This is a genomic window from Klebsiella sp. KP20-425-1 (genome assembly GCF_025813515.1).
GTDB classification, from domain to species: Bacteria; Pseudomonadota; Gammaproteobacteria; order Enterobacterales; family Enterobacteriaceae; genus Klebsiella; species Klebsiella pneumoniae.
The window spans coordinates 3,010,598-3,028,582 of sequence record NZ_CP109614.1 but is presented as its reverse complement, the minus strand read 5'-3'; the positions used below and the strand labels follow the sequence as shown (position 1 = coordinate 3,028,582).

19 protein-coding genes are annotated in these 17,985 nt (G+C 56.6%); 9 read left to right on the top strand and 10 right to left on the bottom strand.

The features are described from left to right. Positions 1–10: 10 nt before the first annotated feature. The 6 genes from OHJ17_RS14890 to chbG all read left to right on the top strand — a co-directional run bounded on the left by OHJ17_RS14890 (position 11) and on the right by chbG (position 4,978). Positions 11–127 carry a hypothetical protein gene (locus OHJ17_RS14890; RefSeq protein WP_004217133.1) on the top strand — a complete coding sequence of 39 codons (117 nt, stop codon included), beginning with the start codon at positions 11–13 and terminating at the stop codon, positions 125–127. A gap of 11 nt (positions 128–138) precedes the next feature. Further along, complete coding sequence (gene chbC, locus OHJ17_RS14885; RefSeq protein WP_004148091.1) at positions 139–1,497, top strand: PTS N,N'-diacetylchitobiose transporter subunit IIC; 1,359 nt, start codon at positions 139–141, stop codon at positions 1,495–1,497. A gap of 53 nt (positions 1,498–1,550) precedes the next feature. After that, complete coding sequence (gene chbA, locus OHJ17_RS14880; protein ID WP_002901550.1) at positions 1,551–1,898, top strand: PTS N,N'-diacetylchitobiose transporter subunit IIA; 348 nt, start codon at positions 1,551–1,553, stop codon at positions 1,896–1,898. Between the two features lie 27 nt (positions 1,899–1,925). Next, on the top strand, positions 1,926–2,750 hold the full coding sequence (chbR, locus tag OHJ17_RS14875) for a transcriptional regulator ChbR (RefSeq protein WP_002901552.1): 825 nt from the start codon (positions 1,926–1,928) through the stop codon (positions 2,748–2,750). Positions 2,751–2,860: 110 nt separating this feature from the next. Further along, positions 2,861–4,207, top strand: a complete 1,347-nt coding sequence (locus OHJ17_RS14870; protein WP_004148093.1) for a 6-phospho-beta-glucosidase — start codon at positions 2,861–2,863, stop codon at positions 4,205–4,207. Between the two features lie 12 nt (positions 4,208–4,219). After that, complete coding sequence (gene chbG / locus OHJ17_RS14865) at positions 4,220–4,978, top strand: chitin disaccharide deacetylase (protein WP_032432926.1); 759 nt, start codon at positions 4,220–4,222, stop codon at positions 4,976–4,978. A gap of 57 nt (positions 4,979–5,035) precedes the next feature. Here chbG and katE read toward each other — a convergent pair whose 3' ends face one another. Then, on the bottom strand, positions 5,036–7,294 hold the full coding sequence (gene katE, locus OHJ17_RS14860; RefSeq protein WP_002901554.1) for a catalase HPII: 2,259 nt from the start codon (positions 7,292–7,294) through the stop codon (positions 5,036–5,038). Positions 7,295–7,499: 205 nt separating this feature from the next. Between katE and cedA the strand changes: the two genes are divergently transcribed. After that, positions 7,500–7,739 (top strand): cell division activator CedA, encoded by a 240-nt coding sequence (cedA, locus tag OHJ17_RS14855; RefSeq protein WP_004151919.1) that lies wholly within the window; start codon positions 7,500–7,502, stop codon positions 7,737–7,739. Positions 7,740–7,798: 59 nt separating this feature from the next. On the opposite strand, the gene OHJ17_RS14850 is transcribed toward cedA, so the two are convergent. From OHJ17_RS14850 to hxpB, 4 genes are all read right to left on the bottom strand, one after another. Further along, on the bottom strand, positions 7,799–9,190 hold the full coding sequence (locus OHJ17_RS14850; protein ID WP_029602478.1) for an L-cystine transporter: 1,392 nt from the start codon (positions 9,188–9,190) through the stop codon (positions 7,799–7,801). 135 nt (positions 9,191–9,325) lie between these two features. After that, a complete protein-coding gene (locus tag OHJ17_RS14845) occupies positions 9,326–9,916 on the bottom strand; it encodes a metal-dependent hydrolase (RefSeq protein WP_002901611.1) in 591 nt (196 codons plus the stop codon). 91 nt (positions 9,917–10,007) lie between these two features. After that, the gene (gene kduD, locus OHJ17_RS14840) at positions 10,008–10,769 is read right to left on the bottom strand and encodes a 2-dehydro-3-deoxy-D-gluconate 5-dehydrogenase KduD (protein ID WP_004176511.1); all 762 of its coding nucleotides are present in this window, start codon (positions 10,767–10,769) and stop codon (positions 10,008–10,010) included. Between the two features lie 149 nt (positions 10,770–10,918). Next, a complete protein-coding gene (hxpB, locus tag OHJ17_RS14835; RefSeq protein WP_004140335.1) occupies positions 10,919–11,587 on the bottom strand; it encodes a hexitol phosphatase HxpB in 669 nt (222 codons plus the stop codon). A 188-nt stretch (positions 11,588–11,775) separates the two neighbouring features. Between hxpB and OHJ17_RS14830 the strand changes: the two genes are divergently transcribed. After that, entirely contained in the window at positions 11,776–12,312 is a 537-nt protein-coding gene (locus tag OHJ17_RS14830; protein ID WP_002901627.1) for a YniB family protein, read from the top strand. A 29-nt stretch (positions 12,313–12,341) separates the two neighbouring features. On the opposite strand, the gene yciA is transcribed toward OHJ17_RS14830, so the two are convergent. From yciA to OHJ17_RS14805, 5 genes are all read right to left on the bottom strand, one after another. Further along, a complete protein-coding gene (gene yciA / locus OHJ17_RS14825; protein WP_002901629.1) occupies positions 12,342–12,740 on the bottom strand; it encodes an acyl-CoA thioester hydrolase YciA in 399 nt (132 codons plus the stop codon). Positions 12,741–12,839: 99 nt separating this feature from the next. Further along, positions 12,840–15,023 (bottom strand): TonB-dependent siderophore receptor, encoded by a 2,184-nt coding sequence (locus OHJ17_RS14820; protein WP_032433860.1) that lies wholly within the window; start codon positions 15,021–15,023, stop codon positions 12,840–12,842. Positions 15,024–15,294: 271 nt separating this feature from the next. Further along, entirely contained in the window at positions 15,295–15,834 is a 540-nt protein-coding gene (locus OHJ17_RS14815) for a septation protein A (RefSeq protein ID WP_002901631.1), read from the bottom strand. Between the two features lie 54 nt (positions 15,835–15,888). Beyond that, positions 15,889–16,632: a YciC family protein gene (locus OHJ17_RS14810; RefSeq protein ID WP_002901632.1), complete on the bottom strand. Its 744-nt coding sequence runs from the start codon at positions 16,630–16,632 to the stop codon at positions 15,889–15,891. Between the two features lie 25 nt (positions 16,633–16,657). After that, positions 16,658–17,071: a YkgJ family cysteine cluster protein gene (locus OHJ17_RS14805; protein WP_016947402.1), complete on the bottom strand. Its 414-nt coding sequence runs from the start codon at positions 17,069–17,071 to the stop codon at positions 16,658–16,660. 269 nt (positions 17,072–17,340) lie between these two features. Between OHJ17_RS14805 and ompW the strand changes: the two genes are divergently transcribed. Continuing rightward, complete coding sequence (ompW, locus tag OHJ17_RS14800) at positions 17,341–17,979, top strand: outer membrane protein OmpW (protein ID WP_002901634.1); 639 nt, start codon at positions 17,341–17,343, stop codon at positions 17,977–17,979. Positions 17,980–17,985: the final 6 nt, after the last annotated feature.

The following is a 17,985-nucleotide window of genomic DNA, read 5'->3' as shown; positions in this document are numbered from 1 at the left end:
TTAAAACTCGATGTATTTTGACGCCTGGCGGCTGACTGTTGCCGGACGTCAAAAAATAATGAGTTTATTTTCCCGTCAAAGAGTAATTTCATACATCATCGCCGTAATAGTTTATTGCGGCTTTTAAGGGTATTGACTATGAGTAAAGTGATCGATTCGCTTGAAAAGGTACTCCTTCCTTTTGCAGTGAAAATAGGAAAGCAGCCGCATATTAATGCAATAAAAAATGGATTTATTAAATTAATGCCGTTGACCCTCGCCGGGGCCATGTTTGTGTTAATTAACAACGTTTTTCTGAGCTTCGGCGAAGGCTCTTTCTTTTATTCCATGGGCATTCGCCTGGATGCCTCCACCATTGAAACCTTAAACGGCTTTAAGGCTATCGGCGGAAACGTCTATAACGGCACCCTCGGGATTATGTCGCTAATGGCGCCGTTCTTTATCGGCTCCGCGCTGGCGGAAGAGCGCAAAGTTGACCCGATGGCAGCTGGCCTGCTGGCGGTGGCGGCCTTCATGACCGTGACCCCGTATAGCGTGGGCGAAGCCTATGCGGTGGGCGCCAACTGGTTGGGCGGGCAGAACATCATCTCCGGGATGATTATCGGTCTGGTCGTTGCGGAACTGTTCACCTTCGTGATCCGTCGCAACTGGGTGATTAGACTGCCGGACAGCGTGCCGGGGTCGGTATCACGCTCTTTCTCAGCGCTGATCCCGGGCTTCTTGATCCTCTCCATCTTCGGCATTATCTCGTGGGCCCTGGCGAGCTATGGCAGCAACTTCCACCAGATCATCATGGACTCTATCTCGACGCCGCTGGCGGCGATGGGCAGCGTGGTTGGCTGGGCATACGTTATTTTTAACTCTCTGCTGTGGTTCTTCGGTGTGCACGGTTCTCTGGCGCTTACCGCCCTGGATAACGGCATCATGACGCCGTGGGCGCTGGAAAACATCGCGCTGTACAACCAGTACGGCTCTGTTGATGCGGCCATCGAAGCGGGCAAACAGTTCCACTTCTGGGCTAAGCCGATGCTCGACTCCTACATCCTGCTGGGTGGCTCCGGGGCGACGCTGGGTCTGATTATCGCCATCTTTATCGCTTCTCGCCGCGCTGACCATCGTCAGGTTGCTAAGCTGGCGCTGCCGTCAGGCATCTTCCAGATTAACGAACCGATTCTGTTTGGTCTGCCGATCATCATGAACCCGGTGATGTTCATCCCGTTCGTGCTGGTTCAGCCGATTCTGGCGGCCATTACGCTGGCGGCCTACAGCCTGGGGATTATCCCACCGGTGACCAACCTGGCGCCGTGGACTATGCCGACCGGTTTGGGAGCGTTCTTTAACAGTAACGGCAGCGTTGCCGCCCTGCTGGTGGCCCTGTTCAACCTTGGCGTCGCTACCCTGGTCTACCTGCCGTTTGTGGTGCTGTCGAATAAAGCGCAGACCGTTATCGAGCAGGAAGAGAGCGAAGAAGACATCGCTAACGCACTGAAATTCTGATACCGCGCGGTACGGGCAGCGTCCCGTACCGCCTGATAAATGAGGGAAATATTATGTTTGATCTGGACAACATCAACGCGGTAGAGACCCCGGAAAATGACCTCGAAGAGGTAGTGATGGGGCTGATTATCAACTCCGGACAAGCCCGCAGCCTGGCCTATGCCGCGCTGAAGCAGGCGAAGCAGGGCGACTTTGCCGCAGCGAAAGCGATGATGGAGCAGTCGCGCCAGGCGCTGAGCGAGGCGCATCGCGTGCAGACCCAGCTTATCGAAAGCGACGAGGGCGAAGGGAAAATGAAGGTCAGCCTGGTGCTGGTGCATGCCCAGGACCATCTGATGACCTCCATGCTGGCTCGTGAGCTGGTGGCCGAATTGATTGAGCTGCACGAGAAGGTACAATAGGCCATCGCGACGATGAGGCAGCCCAGAATGATGACCACCGAGATCAGTACCGCCAGAGAACAACAGCTGTTCAACGGGAAGAACTTTCATGTGGTCATCTATAACAAAACGGAAAGCGTGAGCGGGCTTCACCAGCATGATTACTACGAATTTACCGTGGTGTTAACCGGGCGCTATTACCAGGAGATCAATGGCAAACGGGTGCTGCTGGAGCGCGGGGATTTCGTCTTTATCCCGATGGGCTCGCACCACCAGAGCTTTTACGAGTTCGGGGCGACGCGCATCCTTAACGTCGGCATCAGCAGACGCTTCTTTGAGAAACACTACCTGCCGCTGCTGCCGTTTGGTCTGGTGGCTTCGCAAGTCTACGCCGTGCAGAGCGCTTTTCTCGGCTACGTTGAGTCGGTCATCGCCTCACTCAATTTTCGCGAAACGGAATTTGACGAATTTATCGAGCTGGTCTCCTTTTATGTCATTAACCGTTTACGCCACTATCGTGAAGAGCCGGTTGCCGACGTGACGCCGCAATGGTTAAAAAATACCGTGGAAGCCATGCATGATAAGCTGAAATTCGGTGAAGGCGCTCTTGAAAATATGGTTCGCTTATCCGGAAAAACGCAGGAATATTTAACCCGGGCGACCCAGCGCTATTATGGTAAAACGCCGATGCAGATAATTAATGATATCCGTATCAACTTTGCCAAAAAACAGCTGGAAATTACCAATTATTCGGTGACGGATATTGCGTATGAATCAGGTTACAGCAGCCCGAGCTTGTTTATTAAAACCTTTAAAAAACTGACGTCGTTTACGCCGAGCAGTTATCGCAAACATTTGACCAGTATTAATTAAACCCGCGCGGCGTTCGCCGCCAGGTTTATACCGAAAATCATTCAAGTTAACTGTCCGCATTGTTGCGGAGAGCGGCCTGCGTCCAGGCGCAGCGCCTAAGGGAGAAAAAGATGAGCCAGAAATTAAAAGTAGTCACTATTGGCGGCGGCAGCAGCTATACCCCGGAATTACTGGAAGGATTTCTGAAACGTTATCATGAACTGCCGGTAAGCGAACTGTGGTTGGTAGACGTCGAAGAGGGACAGGAGAAGCTCGATATTATCCACGCGCTGTGCCAGCGGATGGTGGAAAAAGCCGGCGTGCCGATGAAAGTCTATAAAACGCTGGATCGCCGCGCAGCGCTGCAGGGCGCAGATTTCGTCACCACCCAGCTGCGCGTGGGCCAGCTGAAGGCGCGTGAAAAAGATGAGCGCATCCCGCTGAGTCACGGCTACCTGGGCCAGGAGACCAACGGGGCGGGCGGGTTGTTTAAAGGACTGCGCACCATCCCGGTGATTTTCGACATCGTGAAAGATGTGCAGGAAATTTGCCCCGACGCATGGATCATCAACTTTACCAACCCGGCGGGCATGGTCACCGAGGCGGTCTATCGCCACACCAATTTCAAACGCTTTATCGGGGTGTGCAACATTCCTATCGGCATGAAGATGTTCATCACCGACGTGCTGCAGCTGAGCCCGAGCGATGAGCTGAATATCGACCTGTTTGGTCTGAACCACCTGGTGTTCGTCCGCGACGTGCTGGTTAACGGCGTCTCGCGCTTCGATGAACTGCTGGACGGCGTGGCCTCCGGCCGTCTGACCGCGAACTCGGTGAAAAACATCTTCGACCTGCCGTTTAGCGAAGGGCTGATCCGCTCCCTGCGCCTGATCCCATGCTCTTACCTGCTCTACTACTTTAAGCCAAAAGAGATGCTGGCGATTGAGATGGGCGAGTACTACAAAGGCGGTGCGCGCGCCCAGGTGGTGCAGAAGGTGGAGAAACAGCTGTTCGAGCTGTATAAAAACCCGGATCTTAACGTTAAGCCGAAGGAGCTGGAGCAGCGCGGCGGGGCCTATTACTCTGATGCCGCTTGCGAAGTAATCAATGCCATCTATAACGACAAGCAGACTGAGCACTATGTGAATATCCCGCATCATGGTCATGTCGATAATATCCCGGCGGACTGGGCGGTAGAGATGAGCTGCACCTTAGGCCGCGACGGCGCGAAGCCGACGCCGCGCATTACTCATTTCGATGAGAAGGTGTTAGGGCTTATCTACACCATCAAGGGGTTCGAAGTGGCGGCCAGCCAGGCGGCGATCAGCGGTGAGCTGAACGATGTCCTGTTGGCGCTGAACTTAAGCCCGCTGATCCATTCCGATCGTGACGCCGAACAGCTGGCGCGGGAGATGATTCTGGCGCATGAAAAATGGCTGCCGAACTTTGCGGCGACGATCGAAAAACTAAAATCGTAACGGGAGTAGCAAATGGAACGCGTATTGATCGTCAATGCCGACGACTTCGGCCTCAGTAAAGGGCAGAACTACGGCATTATCGAGGCCTGTCGCAACGGCGTGGTGGCATCGACCACCGCGCTGGTCAACGGCGCAGCCATTGACCACGCCGCCCAGCTGAGCCGCAGTACTCCGGAGCTGGCGGTCGGTATGCACTTTGTACTGACGCTGGGCGAGCCGCTGTCGGCCATGCCGGGATTAACCCGCGATGGCCGTCTGGGCAAATGGATCTGGCAGCAGGCGGAAGAAGATATCCTGCCGCTGGAAGAGATCGCCCACGAGCTGGCGTGTCAGTACCGTCGTTTTGTCGAACTCTTCGGCCATGAGCCGACGCATATCGACAGCCATCACCATGTGCATATGTTCGCCCAGATTTATCCCATCGTCGCGGCCTTTGCCCGCGAGAAGGGCATTGCGTTACGCATTGACCGCCAGGTGGCGGCGCAGAGTGGGCTCGACCAGCAGGCGGCGCGCAGCAGCGCCGGCTTCAGCAGCGAGTTTTACGGCGAAGCGGTCTCTGAGGAACTGTTTCTGCAGACGCTGGATGCCTCCATCGCCCGCGGGGAGCGCTCCCTGGAGGTGATGTGTCATCCGGCTTATGTCGATCGGATCATTATGGGCAGCGCCTACTGCTATCCGCGACTGGATGAGCTTGATGTGCTGACATCTGCCTCGCTGAAAGCGGCGGTGGCCGACCGGGGTTATCGTCTGGGAACCTACCGCGACGTGTAAGCCCGACGGGGGAAAGGGAAAGTGAATCAAGCCCGGCACAGCGTGCCGGGCTTTTTACTACGCCGGAATAGCGGCGATTTTCGGGCTTCTCGACCACACGCGGTGGGCCGTCATCAGGGCGAGCAGTTTGTCCGCCGCTGGCGTGTCGAGCGCATCGGTGACGATGACCCCCTCTTCACCCTGGGTCGGAACATGCAGAACGGACGTCAGCTGCCGCGCATCCCCTGCCAGCAGGATCGGCTTCAGATGTTTATAGGCTTCCAGCAGGTAATAGCGCGCGTCACCGCTCTGACTCAGGGCGCTGAGGTCGCCGCCGGGCACCACCACCGCATCCACCGTCAGCGACGGGGAACCGGCGAAGGTGCCGGCGATCGGCAGCGGAGAACCATCGTCGGCAATGACTTCGCCCATTCGCGAGTAGAGCAGCTTGCTGTGCACGCCCTGGGCCTGCAGCGCCTGCAGGAGCTGAACCAGATCCTGCGCTGAGGTGCGTTCGTTGAGCAGGACTGCCACCACGCGACCTTTCACATCTCCTTCGGCGTCGGCGTAGAGGCTGAGGCTGGGATCTTTCTCCACGCCATTGACCGGGGCGGGCAGGGTAATGTTGCGCTGATCGTCGCTCAGTTCGATGCCTAAGTTCGCCCCAACCGCTTCCGCAAGCTTAGTATCAATGTGGGCCAGATGATCGACCACCCGCTCGCGGATCCAGGTGCGGACCACTTTGCTGAGTTCGAAGCTGAAACCATCGATAATATGCTGCTGTTCAATCGGCGTCTGGCTCAGCCAGAACAGACGCGGCTGGGCGTAATATTCGCCGAACGAAGGGCTGCGCTGGCGGATTTTTTCGCCGTCGACGCGCTCGGCGAGGGACTCAAAGCCACCGCGTTTGGCGGCAGGCGGCGTCTCGCGCGGCCAGTTGTCGTTAATCGAGTTGGGCTCGTAGTTGGCCGGATTGGTGTCAATGTCCATCCGGTGCATCCCGTCACGCTGGAAATTATGATACGGGCAGGTCGGACGGTTGATGGGGATTTCATGGAAGTTCGGCCCACCCAGGCGGCTAATTTGCGTATCGGTGTAAGAGAAGAGACGCCCCTGCAGCAGCGGATCGTTGCTGAAATCAATGCCCGGGACGATATGTCCGGGATGGAAGGCCGCCTGTTCATTTTCGGCAAAGAAGTTATCCGGGTTGCGGTTGAGGACCATTCTGCCAACCCGCTGCACCGGCACCAGCGCCTCGGGGATCAGCTTGGTGGGATCGAGCAGGTCGAAGTCAAAAGCAAATTCATTCTCTTCGGGGATCAATTGCAGGCCAAGCTCAAATTCCGGGTAGTCCCCGGCTTCGATGGCCTCCCATAGATCGCGGCGATGAAAATCGGGGTCGCGGCCGGTCAGCTTCTGCGCTTCATCCCACACCAGCGACGCCTTGCCGGCGACCGGTTTCCAGTGAAAGCGAACGAAGGTGGCTTTGCCCTCGGCATTAATCAGACGGAAGGTATGGATCCCGAAGCCTTCCATGGTGCGATAGCTGCGCGGGATGCCGCGATCCGACATCGCCCACATCACGTTGTGCAGCGTTTCCGGCTGCAGGGAAACATAGTCCCAGAAAGTATCGTGGGCGCTCTGCCCCTGTGGGATGGCCCAGTGGGGTTCAGGCTTCACGGCGTGGACAAAGTCGGGGAACTTCATCGCGTCCTGGATGAAGAAGACCGGTGTGTTGTTGCCCACCAGGTCAAAAATCCCTTCGTCAGTGTAAAACTTGGTAGCGAAGCCGCGAATATCGCGGACGGTGTCCGCCGACCCCGCGCCGCCCTGCACGGTGGAAAAGCGTACAAACACCGGGGTGATTTTATCGGCTGACGAAAGAAAATCGGCTTTAGTCAACGCAGCCAGGCTTTTGTAGGGCTGGAAGTAGCCGTGGGCGGCAGAGCCGCGGGCATGAACGATACGCTCCGGAATACGCTCGTGGTCAAAGTGGGTGATCTTCTCCCGCAGGATAAAATCTTCCAGCAGCGTTGGGCCGCGGCTACCGGCGCGCAGCGAATTCTGATCGTCAGCAATGCGCACGCCCTGGTTGGTGGTCAGCGGAAAATCTTCCCCCCCTTTGCGTTGCGCCTCCAGGGAATCCAGTTTGCTGTTATGAGTATCGGGCGCTTTCAGGCTGCCTGGGGCGGTGGGTTCGACGCCCGGAGCGGTAGGTTTCGGCGTGGGGCGCCACTCCCGATCGTCCGGCGCCAGCGAATCGAGACCCGGCTGCGCTTCCTCGCTGTCGTGGACCGGTGCCTGCTGTTGGTGAGGGTTCGGGTGCTTATCAGACATTACTCGTCTCCTGCTTTCATTGCTAAAAGTGGTCGTTGATAGACCAAAACCCTTCTAACTATAGAACATTACGCTGTCTGCGCCCGGCGAGGGGGCAGGGAGTTATCCTAAAATGCGCATCGGCGGCGAAGGGGCGACGAACGGGGCCACAATCGGCTATGATAGAGGTTTCTGTTTCCCGCTATGTTTAGTGAATCCATTTGTTATGAAACCATTGCGCCAACAAAATCGCCCTGTCATTAGCTACGTGCCGCGCGTGGAGCCTGCGCCCCCGGAACATGCCGTGAAAATGGACCATTTTCGCGATGTCTGGATTTTGCGCGGGAAGTATGTCGCTTTTCTGCTGATGGGGGAGCATTTCCGTCGCTCACCGGCATTCAGCGTGCCGGAGTCGGCGCAGCGCTGGGCTAACCAGGTGCGTCAGGAAGGTGAGATTGAAGCCTGAGTCGGCTGCAGAAATAAAAAAACCGCTGAATGATCAGCGGTTTTTTTTGTGCTTGCCGTTTAGCGATGCGCCAGTTCGGCTTCTTCCTCGCTATCGAAGATCGACTTGTCGGTCTGGCGCAGCCACTGGCTGGTCAGCGTCCCGGCGGTCATTGAGCCGTTAACGTTCAGCGCGGTACGCCCCATATCGATCAGCGGTTCGACGGAGATGAGCAGGGCTACCAGGGTCACCGGCAGGCCCATCGCCGGCAGGACGATCAGCGCGGCGAAGGTCGCGCCGCCGCCCACCCCGGCGACGCCCGCCGAGCTGACGGTGACGATGCCCACGAGGGTGGCAATCCACATCGGATCCAGCGGGTTGATGCCCACGGTCGGCGCGACCATCACCGCCAACATTGCCGGATAGATACCAGCGCAGCCGTTCTGGCCGATGGTGGCGCCAAAGGAGGCGGAGAAGCTGGCAATCGACTCCGGTACGCCGAGACGACGGGTTTGCGCCTCAACGTTCAGCGGAATGGAGGCGGCGCTGGAGCGGCTGGTAAAGGCGAAGGTGATCACCGGCCAGACTTTACGGAAGTACTTCAGCGGGCTGACGCCGTTAATCGCCAGCAGCAGGCCGTGGACGACAAACATAATACCCAGCGCAATGTACGAGGCTACCACGAAGCCGCCAAGCTTGATGATGTCCTGCAAATTCGACCCGGCAACCACTTTGGTCATCAGGGCCAGCACACCGTAAGGGGTCAGCTGCATGACCAGACGAACCAGCTTCATTACCCAGCCCTGCAGGGTATCGATCGCGGTCAGCACGCGCTGGCCTTTTTCCACATCCTCTTTCAGCAACTTAAGCGCTGCGACGCCGAGGAACGCCGAGAAAATGACGATGCTGATGATGGAGGTTGGGTTAGCCCCGGTCAGGTCAGCAAACGGGTTCTTCGGCACGAAGGAAAGGATCAGCTGCGGGACGCTGAGATCCGCTACTTTCCCCACATAGTTGCTCTGGATGGCGTTCAGACGGGCGGTCTCCGCGCTGCCCTGGACCAGACCCTCGGCGGTGAGGCCGAACACATTGGTCACCAGCACGCCAACCAGGGCGGCGATCAGGGTGGTGAACAACAGAGTACCGATGCTCAGGAAGCTAATTTTCCCCAGCTGCGAGGCATTGTGCAGGCGGGCCACCGCGCTAAGGATGGAGGCGAAGACCAGCGGCATAACAATCATTTGCAGCAGCTGGACGTAACCGTTGCCGACGATATTGAACCACTGGATGGAATCCTTCAGCACCTGGCTGTCAGACCCGTAGATCAGCTGCAGCGCCAGACCAAAGACCACGCCAGTCGCCAGACCGACCAGCACTTTTCTGGCCAGGCTCCACTGTTTATGGCGTGTTTGCCCCAGCGCAAACAGTAATACGGCGAACACGACTACGTTCGCTATTAATGGAAAGTTCATCCCCGTTCTCCTGATATTTTTATAACCTGGGCTGGTGGATAACCAGCTCTTATGACGGCAAGGTTAGCAGAAGGCGTTATCAAGGACTTATATTCAAATGGAATGGGTTATAACCAAATGGCGTTTTCCGCCGCTTTATCGCCCACTCTGGTGACTTATAAAGCGATTGAAGGTGATCTGCAGGGAATTGATCACCCCGGATGACCAGCGTATCGCGCTGTTGTCCGCCAGCGTCTGCGGCATCCAGACGGCATAGACGAACAGCGCCATACACAAGGCGCGTTCGAGCTGATTGCCCTTGCGCGGCGCAAGGATCGGCAGCCGGAAGCGCCAGCGACAGGGCCACAGCAGCGGCACACCGGCGGGGGTGAGCATATCGGCGAGAATGTGGCTGAGATAGCCCAGCACCAGGCCCTGGAGAGCGTCTGCCGGGACAATCCAGCTGTCAGGCACTTTCAGATAGAACAGCGTCAGCGCGCCAAAGACGGCCAGCAGGCTGTGGGTGAAGCCGCGGTGGCCAAAGGCCCGCGCCACGGGCTTTGAGATCCAGCTCAGCCGTTGGCCAAGAAACGACTTTGGGTGATCGATGTCCGGCAGCAGGCAGGTCAATACCGCCGAGGGCACAATATGCCACCAGTCGCCCTGCGCCAGCACCGGCGTTAACTCTGCGTTTTTGGCAAATACTGCGCAGGCGATTGAAAAGAAGAGATGGCCTTCCGCCGTCATGATAACACACCCTAAACTGTCGATTCATACAGTATAGGGTTTTTATACAGTGTACGGAAGAGGTGACGGTGTAACTCTTTGTCACAAACTCTCAGCGCGCCAGCCATCCGCCATCGACGGCCAGCGTATAGCCGTTAATATAGTCGGCCGCTGATGAGGCGAGAAACACCACCGGCCCCTGCAGGTCTTTCGGCGCTCCCCAGCGACCAGCGGGAATGCGCTCGAGGATCGCCTGGTTACGCTCTTCATCTTCGCGCAGCGCCTGGGTGTTGTTGGTGGCCATATACCCGGGCGCTATGGCGTTGACGTTGATACCCTGGCCAGCCCATTCGTTGGCCAGCAGACGGGTCAAACCCAGCACGCCGCTTTTCGAGGCGGTGTAGGAGGGGACGCGGATCCCGCCCTGAAACGACAGCATCGAGGCGATGTTAATGATTTTCCCGCCTTCCCCCTGGCGAATGAACTGCCTGGCGACCGCCTGGCTGAGAAAGAAAACCGCTTTGAGATTCAGGTCGATCACCGCGTCCCAGTCGCTTTCCGTGAAGGTCAGGGCATCATGGCGGCGGATAATTCCGGCGTTGTTGACCAGAATATCGACCCGGCCCATCGCCGCCACCGCCTGGTCGACCAGACCGCTCATATCATTCTCTTGGCTGAGATCCGCCTGAATGGCGTGAAAGCGGCGGCCCAGCGCCAGCACCTGGGCGGCCGTATCATGGGGAATTTTACGGTTGATGCCGACGATATCGCACCCGGCCTGCGCCAGGCCCAGCGTCATTCCCTGTCCCAGGCCGGTATCGCAACCGGTCACGATGGCGACCTTACCCGTCAGGTCGAAGGCGTTCAGTACCATATTCACCTCTGTCAGCTGATCTACTGGCGTACGATGACGCCACCTGTGACCAGCATAGAGGGAGGAAAACAAAATTACAATTAAAATGAAACAATGTTTTGATTTTGTAGCTGGCGGCGTGACAGCGATTGTTGCACCCGCCAGCGGTCTTAGCCGAGCAAGTTCTCAGCAGTGAGTGCCAGCAGTGACGGAAGCTTGACGTCCGCCAGCGCAAAGCGCGGGTCGCGGCTGTTCTCCGCTTCCGGCACCACGATAGACCGCATGCGCGCGGCTTTGCTGGCGATCATGCCGTTGACCGAATCCTCCAGCGCGACGCAGCGCTGCGGGTCGACTCCCAGGGCAGCGGCGCAGTTGAGGTAGACCTGCGGGTGCGGTTTGCTCCAGGGTAAATGCTCCGCGGAGGCGAGAGCATCAAACTGGTCGCGCAGTTCAAACATATCGAGCACTTTCTCCAGCATCATCAGCGGCGAGGCCGAGGCCAGGCCCACCTTTAAGCCCTGAGCTTTACACAGGGCCACTGCCTCGCGTACGCCCGGCAGCAGCGGGCGTGAGGCTTCCACCAGCTCAATGGCGCGACGAATAATGCGCGCGGTAGCTTCCGCCCGGTCTACGCCGTGCCACGGCTGCTGCGCGTACCACAGATCCACCACCAGGTCGATTCGCAGACCGAGCAGGTCGGGCAGTTCATCGCGGCGACGGGTATCCACTCCCAGGCTCTCCATGACCTCGACCTCCGCCTGATCCCAGAGCGGCTCCGAGTCAATCAGCAACCCGTCCATATCAAATATCGCGGCCTCAATGCGGCGCTTCGCTGACATATGTCCTTCTCCTGTTGCGTAATCAGATAAACGAATCGGCAATCATGGTATATCATACCGCGCATTATTGGGCGAAATTCGCCGTGGCAGATAGACTTATACCCGACATACTCGGGGGAGCGAGGGAAGCCAGCGCCACGCAACAGGCAGCAGGCGAACCACCAACGCGTCTTTAACAAGGGGAACTCATGACGTACCAACAAGCTGGACGCATAGCGGTTATCAAACGCATTTTAGGATGGGTTATCTTTATTCCCGCCGTGCTGTCGACGCTGATTTCTGTGCTCAAATTTATGTATGAGCACAGTGAAAAGAAACCCGGCATTGATGCGGTAATGATGGATTTTGCGCACGTGATGATTGAGATGATGCGCTTTAACACGCCGTTCCTGAACTTTTTCTGGTACAACTCGCCGCTGCCGGATTTTCACCATAGCCTGAACATCGGCTTCTGGATCATCTTCATTCTGGTGTTTGTCGGCATGGCCCTGCAGGCTTCCGGCGCGCGAATGGCGCGGCAGGCGAAATTTCTCCGCGAGGGGATTGAGGATCAGCTGATCCTCGAACAGGCCAAAGGCGCAGATGGGTTAACCCGCGAGCAGCTCGCTGAACGCATTGTGGTACCGCGCCATACGATCCTGGTGCAGTATTTCCCACTGTACGTGCTGCCGGTGATCGTGATTGTCATCGGTTACTTCTTCTTTTCGCTGCTGGGCTTTCTGTAAGTCAGGTGCCCGGCAAGCCGGGCACCTTCTTATTCCGCTGGCAGAGGACGTGGTTTTCCCTGATTATCAACGGCAACGTAGATAAACAGCGCTTCCGTCGCCTTGTAGCGCTGGCCAATCGGTTCTGAAGAAACTTTTTTCACCCACACTTCGATATTGATTGTCACCGAGGTGTTGCCGCGCTTCACGCAGCGGGCGTAGCAGCACACCACGTCGCCAACGGCGACCGGACGTAAAAAGGTCATCCCATCCACCCGCACGGTCACCACGCGACCCTGGGCGATCTCTTTGGCCATAATGGCGCCGCCAATATCCATCTGCGACATCAGCCAGCCGCCAAAAATATCCCCGTTGGCATTGGTATCCGCCGGCATTGCCAGGGTGCGTAAAACCATTTCGCCCTTTGGGGCGAGATCTGTTGTTGTCATGCTCTACTCTGTTGTGGTCAAAGACGATCAGCGGGATGCTACTATGAAAATAGCGCAGTGAGAATAGGGGAATACGCCCGCTGGCGCGGGCGCGGTGGTTCAGAAGGAGAGGGTAACGCCGGCGTAATACGCGCGGCCAGGCTCATTGTAGGTCGAGGCGCCGGCATTTTCGCGATACAGTTGTTTATCAAATAGATTACTTATTCCGGCATTCAGGCGAATATCCCGGTTTAGCTGATACTGAGTACCAATACCCACGATGGAATAGGCGCCAACCTCGGTGGTGGCAAGGGTCCCGGTTTCGTTGCGGATCTCCGCATACTGACGCGGCTTCTGACGGCCATAAAGCGTCCAGTTCACATTCGCAGACAGGGCGTCGTTTACCTGCCAGTCGAGCATCGTGTTAACGGTATATTTCGGGATAACCGACAGCGGGTTGCCAGTCTCTTTACTTTCAGATTTGAGCATCCAGGTGGCATTGGTCCGCCAGCTGAGGACATCTCTCAGCACCGGGATCTGCAGATTTCCTTCCAGCCCCTCGACCACGGCTTTGCCGCCGTTCTGCCATTGCAAAATATTATTGCCGCTGGAGGTATAGCCCAGTACCTCTGTTCCGGAGACGATTTTGTTTTTGTAATCGTTGCGAAACCAGGTGACTCCGGCAGCGTAACCATTAAGGTTAAATTCGATGCCGATCTCTTTGTTGATACTGATCTCCGGGTCGAGGTCAGGGTTACCCAGCAGATAGCAGCTGCCTTCAGCAATCGTGTTTGGACAACCGTTGCCGCGGGTGGAGAGCAAATAGCCTTTACTGGATTGATAGAGGTTTGGCGCTTTAAACACGCGCGCGATACCGGCCTTCAGCGTGAACATATCGCCGAGCTCCTGGGACAGATTGAGGCTGGGGCTCCAGTTACTGCCAAACTGATTATGATAATCGAAGCGAATGCCGGGGATCAGGTTGGTGCCGGGCACGGCTTCGATATTATCTTCCAGATAGATACCGGTGAGGGTGGCGCTGTTTTTGGTACTGCGTTGCGTAGGGTCGCCCGAGGTCCCAGGGATAGTCTCGCCGTTGCTGTTAGTGGCCTGCATTGATGCCGGGTCGTCAAGCTGATCATGGTTCCATTCCATTCCCAGCGTCAGCGTCTGGTCCGCCAGCCAGAAGAAAGGCACATTGAATTCCGAGGTAGTACGCCAGGATTCCAGACGGCTGGTGGCATAATCTTCACTGTTGATCATGCCTTCGACGCGGCCGGTAGAGCCTTCCTGCAGGCGGGTATTGTTGGTTTTCTCGTAGTAAACACCGGCTTTGGACTGGCCCCAATCCCATAGACCGTTGTAGGTCAGTCCCCAGGACTGGCGATAGAGGCGATTAGTTTCGTGGCCGTACAGGGAGTCCACCAGCCCGTTCGGGCTAAGATTGCCGTTGCTGTACTGGGTATCGCCAGCATAGATATTCCCCTGACGGCTATAGGCGTAGCTGAAATCGAGAATTTGTTGCGGGGTCATTTTCCATGACAGTAGCGCGTTAATGTCTTTATTGCGGCCCCCTTCGCGCCCCGCAGCGTAAGAGCCGTTTTGCGCATGGTTAATATCCCAGGCGTCGGGTTCCGTTTTATTGATATTGCCATACAGGCGCATCGTCAGCGCCTCGCCGGCCAGTGGGCCGCTGAGATTGAAGTTAGCGCGATTGGTCGTGCCTTCTTTGTTGTTTTCCGGCTGGTTGGTGAAGAAAGACAGCGAACCGTGCCAGGTGTTGGTCGGACGTTTGGTAATGATATTGACCACTCCGCCCGCCGCGCCGGAACCATAGCGCGCGGCTGCCGGACCGCGGAGAACTTCAATCCGTTCGACCATTTCGGCAGGTACCCAGTTGCTGTCGCCCCGGGTATCGCGTTCGCCGCGCCAGCTATAGCGAACCGCGTTACGTGACGTGACCGGTACCCCATCTATCAGGATCAGGGTGTTCTCCGGCCCCATGCCGCGGATATCAATCTGGCGGTTGTTGCCCCGACTGCCGCTGGCGCTGTTGCCGGTCAAGTTCACCCCGGGCATTTTACGGATGATGTCTGAGAGATCGTTGACCGGCGGCTGCTTAGCAATATCCTCAGCCGTGATAATCGACACCCCGGGCTGTTGCTTAAGCGCCTCTTCCGCCGTACTGCGCACAATCATCGTTTCGGTATCTTGTTCTGATTCTTCAGCAAAGGCGTTAGGCGCGAGGAGACTGGATATGACCAGCGCCAGGGTCGTGGGCACAGAATATTGCGGCGATCTCATGTAAATATCCTTTTCAAAACAATGCAAAATGAGATCGAGAATATTAATGATAACAATTATCATTACAATGTAACGAGATGAATCTCCATAAAATCCTCACAATTACCGCAACTTTTTATGCAGTTGAGAGAAATCGTGAAGAGAGCCTACACAGTGTGGCCGGGAAGCTGTCAGCGTATGCGCTGAGGTTGTGTGGTTGCAGGGAATGTTTGCCAGTGCAGTAAGCTTATAGGGGGCGAGCGCGGCGCGCGATGGCGCGCCGGCGGAGGGGTTAGTGGTGGTCGTCCTGCGGCATATGACGGTAGATGTAGATCCCGCTCAGCAAGGTAAAGACCAGCGTGAGGGCGGTTAAACCAAAGACCTTAAAGTTTACCCAGATATTCTGCGGCAGCCAGAAGGCGATATAGATATTGGCCAGCCCGCAGAGAATAAAGAACACCGCCCAGGCCAGGTTAAGTCGCGACCAGACCTGCTGCGGCAGGCTCAGCTCTTTACCCAGCATGCGCTGGATCAGCGGCTTTTTCATCACCCACTGGCTGAACAGCAGCGCGCCGGCGAACAGGGCATAGATCACCGTCACCTTCCATTTAATAAACTCATCATTATGGAAGAAGATGGTTAACCCGCCGAAGACGGCCACCAGCACGAAGGTGATCAGCGCCATTTTTTCCACTTTCCGGTAGCGCACCCAGCTGTAGATCAGCACGACGGCGGTCGCCACAATCAGCGCCGTGGTGGCGGCGTAGATATCGTAAAGCTTATAAAAGGCAAAGAAGACCACCAGCGGTAAAAAATCCAGAAACTGCTTCATACATCGATCCCGTCTTTCAGGACGGACCGGGGAAGGCCCCGGTCCTGGTTAAAATTAGCTGCGGATAAGCATATACACGCGGAATAAATAGATCAGCAACAGGGCGGAAATCAGGTTGCTGATGGTATTAATCACCACCGCGCCGACGTTTGGCGTCAGGGCGGCAAAGCTGGAAGCAAACAGTAACAGCAGGGTTTTCGCCACCAGCCAACCGATAATAGCCGGCGCCACCAGCCGCAGATTGGCCCACGCCAGGCGCATGCTGCTGCGCATGGCGCCGAGGATGCCCATTTTGTCCTGTACCAGCATGATCGGCGCAAAGGCCAGCACGATGGCCAGCAGCACGCCGGGCACCAGCACCAGCATCATCCCCATCTGCACCAGGAAGGTGGTGAACAGGATCAGCAGCAGCAGCTTGGGCAGCACCGGCGCCGAGGCGCCGATGGCGCGCAGGGCGCTAACGCGATGACCGGCGGAGACCAGCTGGATCAGCAGCAGGACGCCGCCGACGAGGATCGCATTACCTACCAGACCCGAGAAGGTTGATGCCGCCGAGGCGCGCAGCAGAACCTGCTGCTGCTCCGGCGTCATGTTCTGCACCAGCTCGAAAAGCCCGGCGCTACCGGCGAGGTTATCGCCTTCGCTGAGTATCGACAGCTGCTCGTCGCTGGGTGAAAAGGCATGGCCAAGTACTACCGTAATAAACGCGCACAACAGCGCAATCAGTAAAATAGTAATGAACTGATTACGAAAAAAATTCCCGGTGTCACGGTAGACGGACTTCGCCGTGATAGACATGCATTCTCCTTGAGTGTCGCAGGTGTTAACTAGCCGGCGATTGTACCGCAAATCGTTCCGTCGTAGCACTCTCTGCGCCGGTCAGGGCAGGTATATCTTTGTAAAGAGGCCGCAATGGTGGCAGGCCGTAGCGCGCCCGCGCCCGGTTGCAGGCATCGTTTTCCTCGCCATTTTCCCCGGACATGGCGAATTCGCGACACGGCGAAGGCCGGTTTTCATAAATAGTGCAGTGAACGGCGTCGCCGATATCGCCAGACAGGGCCGCGCAGCGGTTCTGGCGCTGATTGGTGCCGCTCATGCAGCGCAGGAAAGGGGTCAGCGGTTCGGTCAGCGCGGAGGGCACCAGGCCGCCCGCGTCGTCGGCTTCCGCCCAGTAGAAAGAGACTCGAAAATACGCACAACAGGCACCGCACGTCATGCACGGGTTGATTTCACTCATAATTACACCTGAAAAAAACGCATCAACACAGATTGTCGGCAGTTAACTTATCCAGCCGCCTCAGCGACGGCAAGAGAGGCAGAAATAAATTTTTGCGCGAAAAGTGAAAATTGATGTGCGAACAATTCAAGGCATTGCGATCGGTAGCAAAAATTAATCTGGATCAATAAATGTTAAATCTGAGGATTTAGTGTGATCTAAAACAGATCAAACGTAACTCGTTATAGGTATATTTGGCCGCGCTGAAAAACCATAATGAGGAAGTGGATATGAAGAAGTTAGCAGCGGCGGCATTGATTCTTGGCACGCTTTCTACCGGCAGCGTCTGGGCGCATGAAGCGGGTGAGTTTTTCATTCGTGCCGGGACCGCCACCGTCCGACCGACGGAGGGCTCTGACAATGTGTTAGGCAGCCTTGGCAGTTTCAACGTCAGTAACAATACCCAGCTGGGTTTAACCTTTACCTATATGGCGACCGATAACATTGGCGTGGAGTTGCTTGCCGCGACGCCGTTCCGCCATAAGGTCGGCACCGGGCCAACCGGGACTATCGCCACCGTCCATCAGCTGCCGCCCACCCTGATGGCGCAGTGGTACTTTGGCGATGCGCAAAGCAAGGTGCGCCCGTACGTGGGGGCCGGTATCAACTACACCACCTTCTTTAATGAAGACTTTAACGATACCGGCAAGGCGGCCGGGCTTTCCGATCTGAGCCTGAAGGACTCCTGGGGCGCGGCGGGGCAGGTCGGCCTAGATTATCTGATTAACCGCGACTGGCTGCTGAATATGTCGGTGTGGTACATGGATATCGATACCGATGTGAAATTCAAAGCCGGCGGCGTGGACCAGAAAGTCAGCACCCGTCTGGATCCGTGGGTGTTTATGTTCTCCGCAGGCTATCGGTTCTAAATTCTT

What these genes read in the sequence shown, in the direction of transcription:
- OHJ17_RS14845 (WP_002901611.1), bottom strand. Translation starts at nt 9,916, where the DNA reads ATGACGGCGGAAGGCCATCTCTTCTTTTCAATCGCCTGCGCAGTATTT.
- OHJ17_RS14890 (WP_004217133.1), top strand. Translation starts at nt 11, where the DNA reads ATGTATTTTGACGCCTGGCGGCTGACTGTTGCCGGACGTCAAAAAATA.
- OHJ17_RS14815 (WP_002901631.1), bottom strand. Translation starts at nt 15,834, where the DNA reads ATGAAGCAGTTTCTGGATTTTTTACCGCTGGTGGTCTTCTTTGCCTTT.
- chbG (WP_032432926.1), top strand. Translation starts at nt 4,220, where the DNA reads ATGGAACGCGTATTGATCGTCAATGCCGACGACTTCGGCCTCAGTAAA.
- ompW (WP_002901634.1), top strand. Translation starts at nt 17,341, where the DNA reads ATGAAGAAGTTAGCAGCGGCGGCATTGATTCTTGGCACGCTTTCTACC.
- hxpB (WP_004140335.1), bottom strand. Translation starts at nt 11,587, where the DNA reads ATGTCAGCGAAGCGCCGCATTGAGGCCGCGATATTTGATATGGACGGG.
- OHJ17_RS14870 (WP_004148093.1), top strand. Translation starts at nt 2,861, where the DNA reads ATGAGCCAGAAATTAAAAGTAGTCACTATTGGCGGCGGCAGCAGCTAT.
- yciA (WP_002901629.1), bottom strand. Translation starts at nt 12,740, where the DNA reads ATGACAACAACAGATCTCGCCCCAAAGGGCGAAATGGTTTTACGCACC.
- OHJ17_RS14810 (WP_002901632.1), bottom strand. Translation starts at nt 16,632, where the DNA reads ATGTCTATCACGGCGAAGTCCGTCTACCGTGACACCGGGAATTTTTTT.
- OHJ17_RS14850 (WP_029602478.1), bottom strand. Translation starts at nt 9,190, where the DNA reads ATGAACTTTCCATTAATAGCGAACGTAGTCGTGTTCGCCGTATTACTG.
- chbR (WP_002901552.1), top strand. Translation starts at nt 1,926, where the DNA reads ATGATGACCACCGAGATCAGTACCGCCAGAGAACAACAGCTGTTCAAC.
- kduD (WP_004176511.1), bottom strand. Translation starts at nt 10,769, where the DNA reads ATGGTACTGAACGCCTTCGACCTGACGGGTAAGGTCGCCATCGTGACC.
- OHJ17_RS14805 (WP_016947402.1), bottom strand. Translation starts at nt 17,071, where the DNA reads ATGAGTGAAATCAACCCGTGCATGACGTGCGGTGCCTGTTGTGCGTAT.
- chbC (WP_004148091.1), top strand. Translation starts at nt 139, where the DNA reads ATGAGTAAAGTGATCGATTCGCTTGAAAAGGTACTCCTTCCTTTTGCA.
- OHJ17_RS14830 (WP_002901627.1), top strand. Translation starts at nt 11,776, where the DNA reads ATGACGTACCAACAAGCTGGACGCATAGCGGTTATCAAACGCATTTTA.
- OHJ17_RS14820 (WP_032433860.1), bottom strand. Translation starts at nt 15,023, where the DNA reads ATGAGATCGCCGCAATATTCTGTGCCCACGACCCTGGCGCTGGTCATA.
- katE (WP_002901554.1), bottom strand. Translation starts at nt 7,294, where the DNA reads ATGTCTGATAAGCACCCGAACCCTCACCAACAGCAGGCACCGGTCCAC.
- chbA (WP_002901550.1), top strand. Translation starts at nt 1,551, where the DNA reads ATGTTTGATCTGGACAACATCAACGCGGTAGAGACCCCGGAAAATGAC.
- cedA (WP_004151919.1), top strand. Translation starts at nt 7,500, where the DNA reads ATGAAACCATTGCGCCAACAAAATCGCCCTGTCATTAGCTACGTGCCG.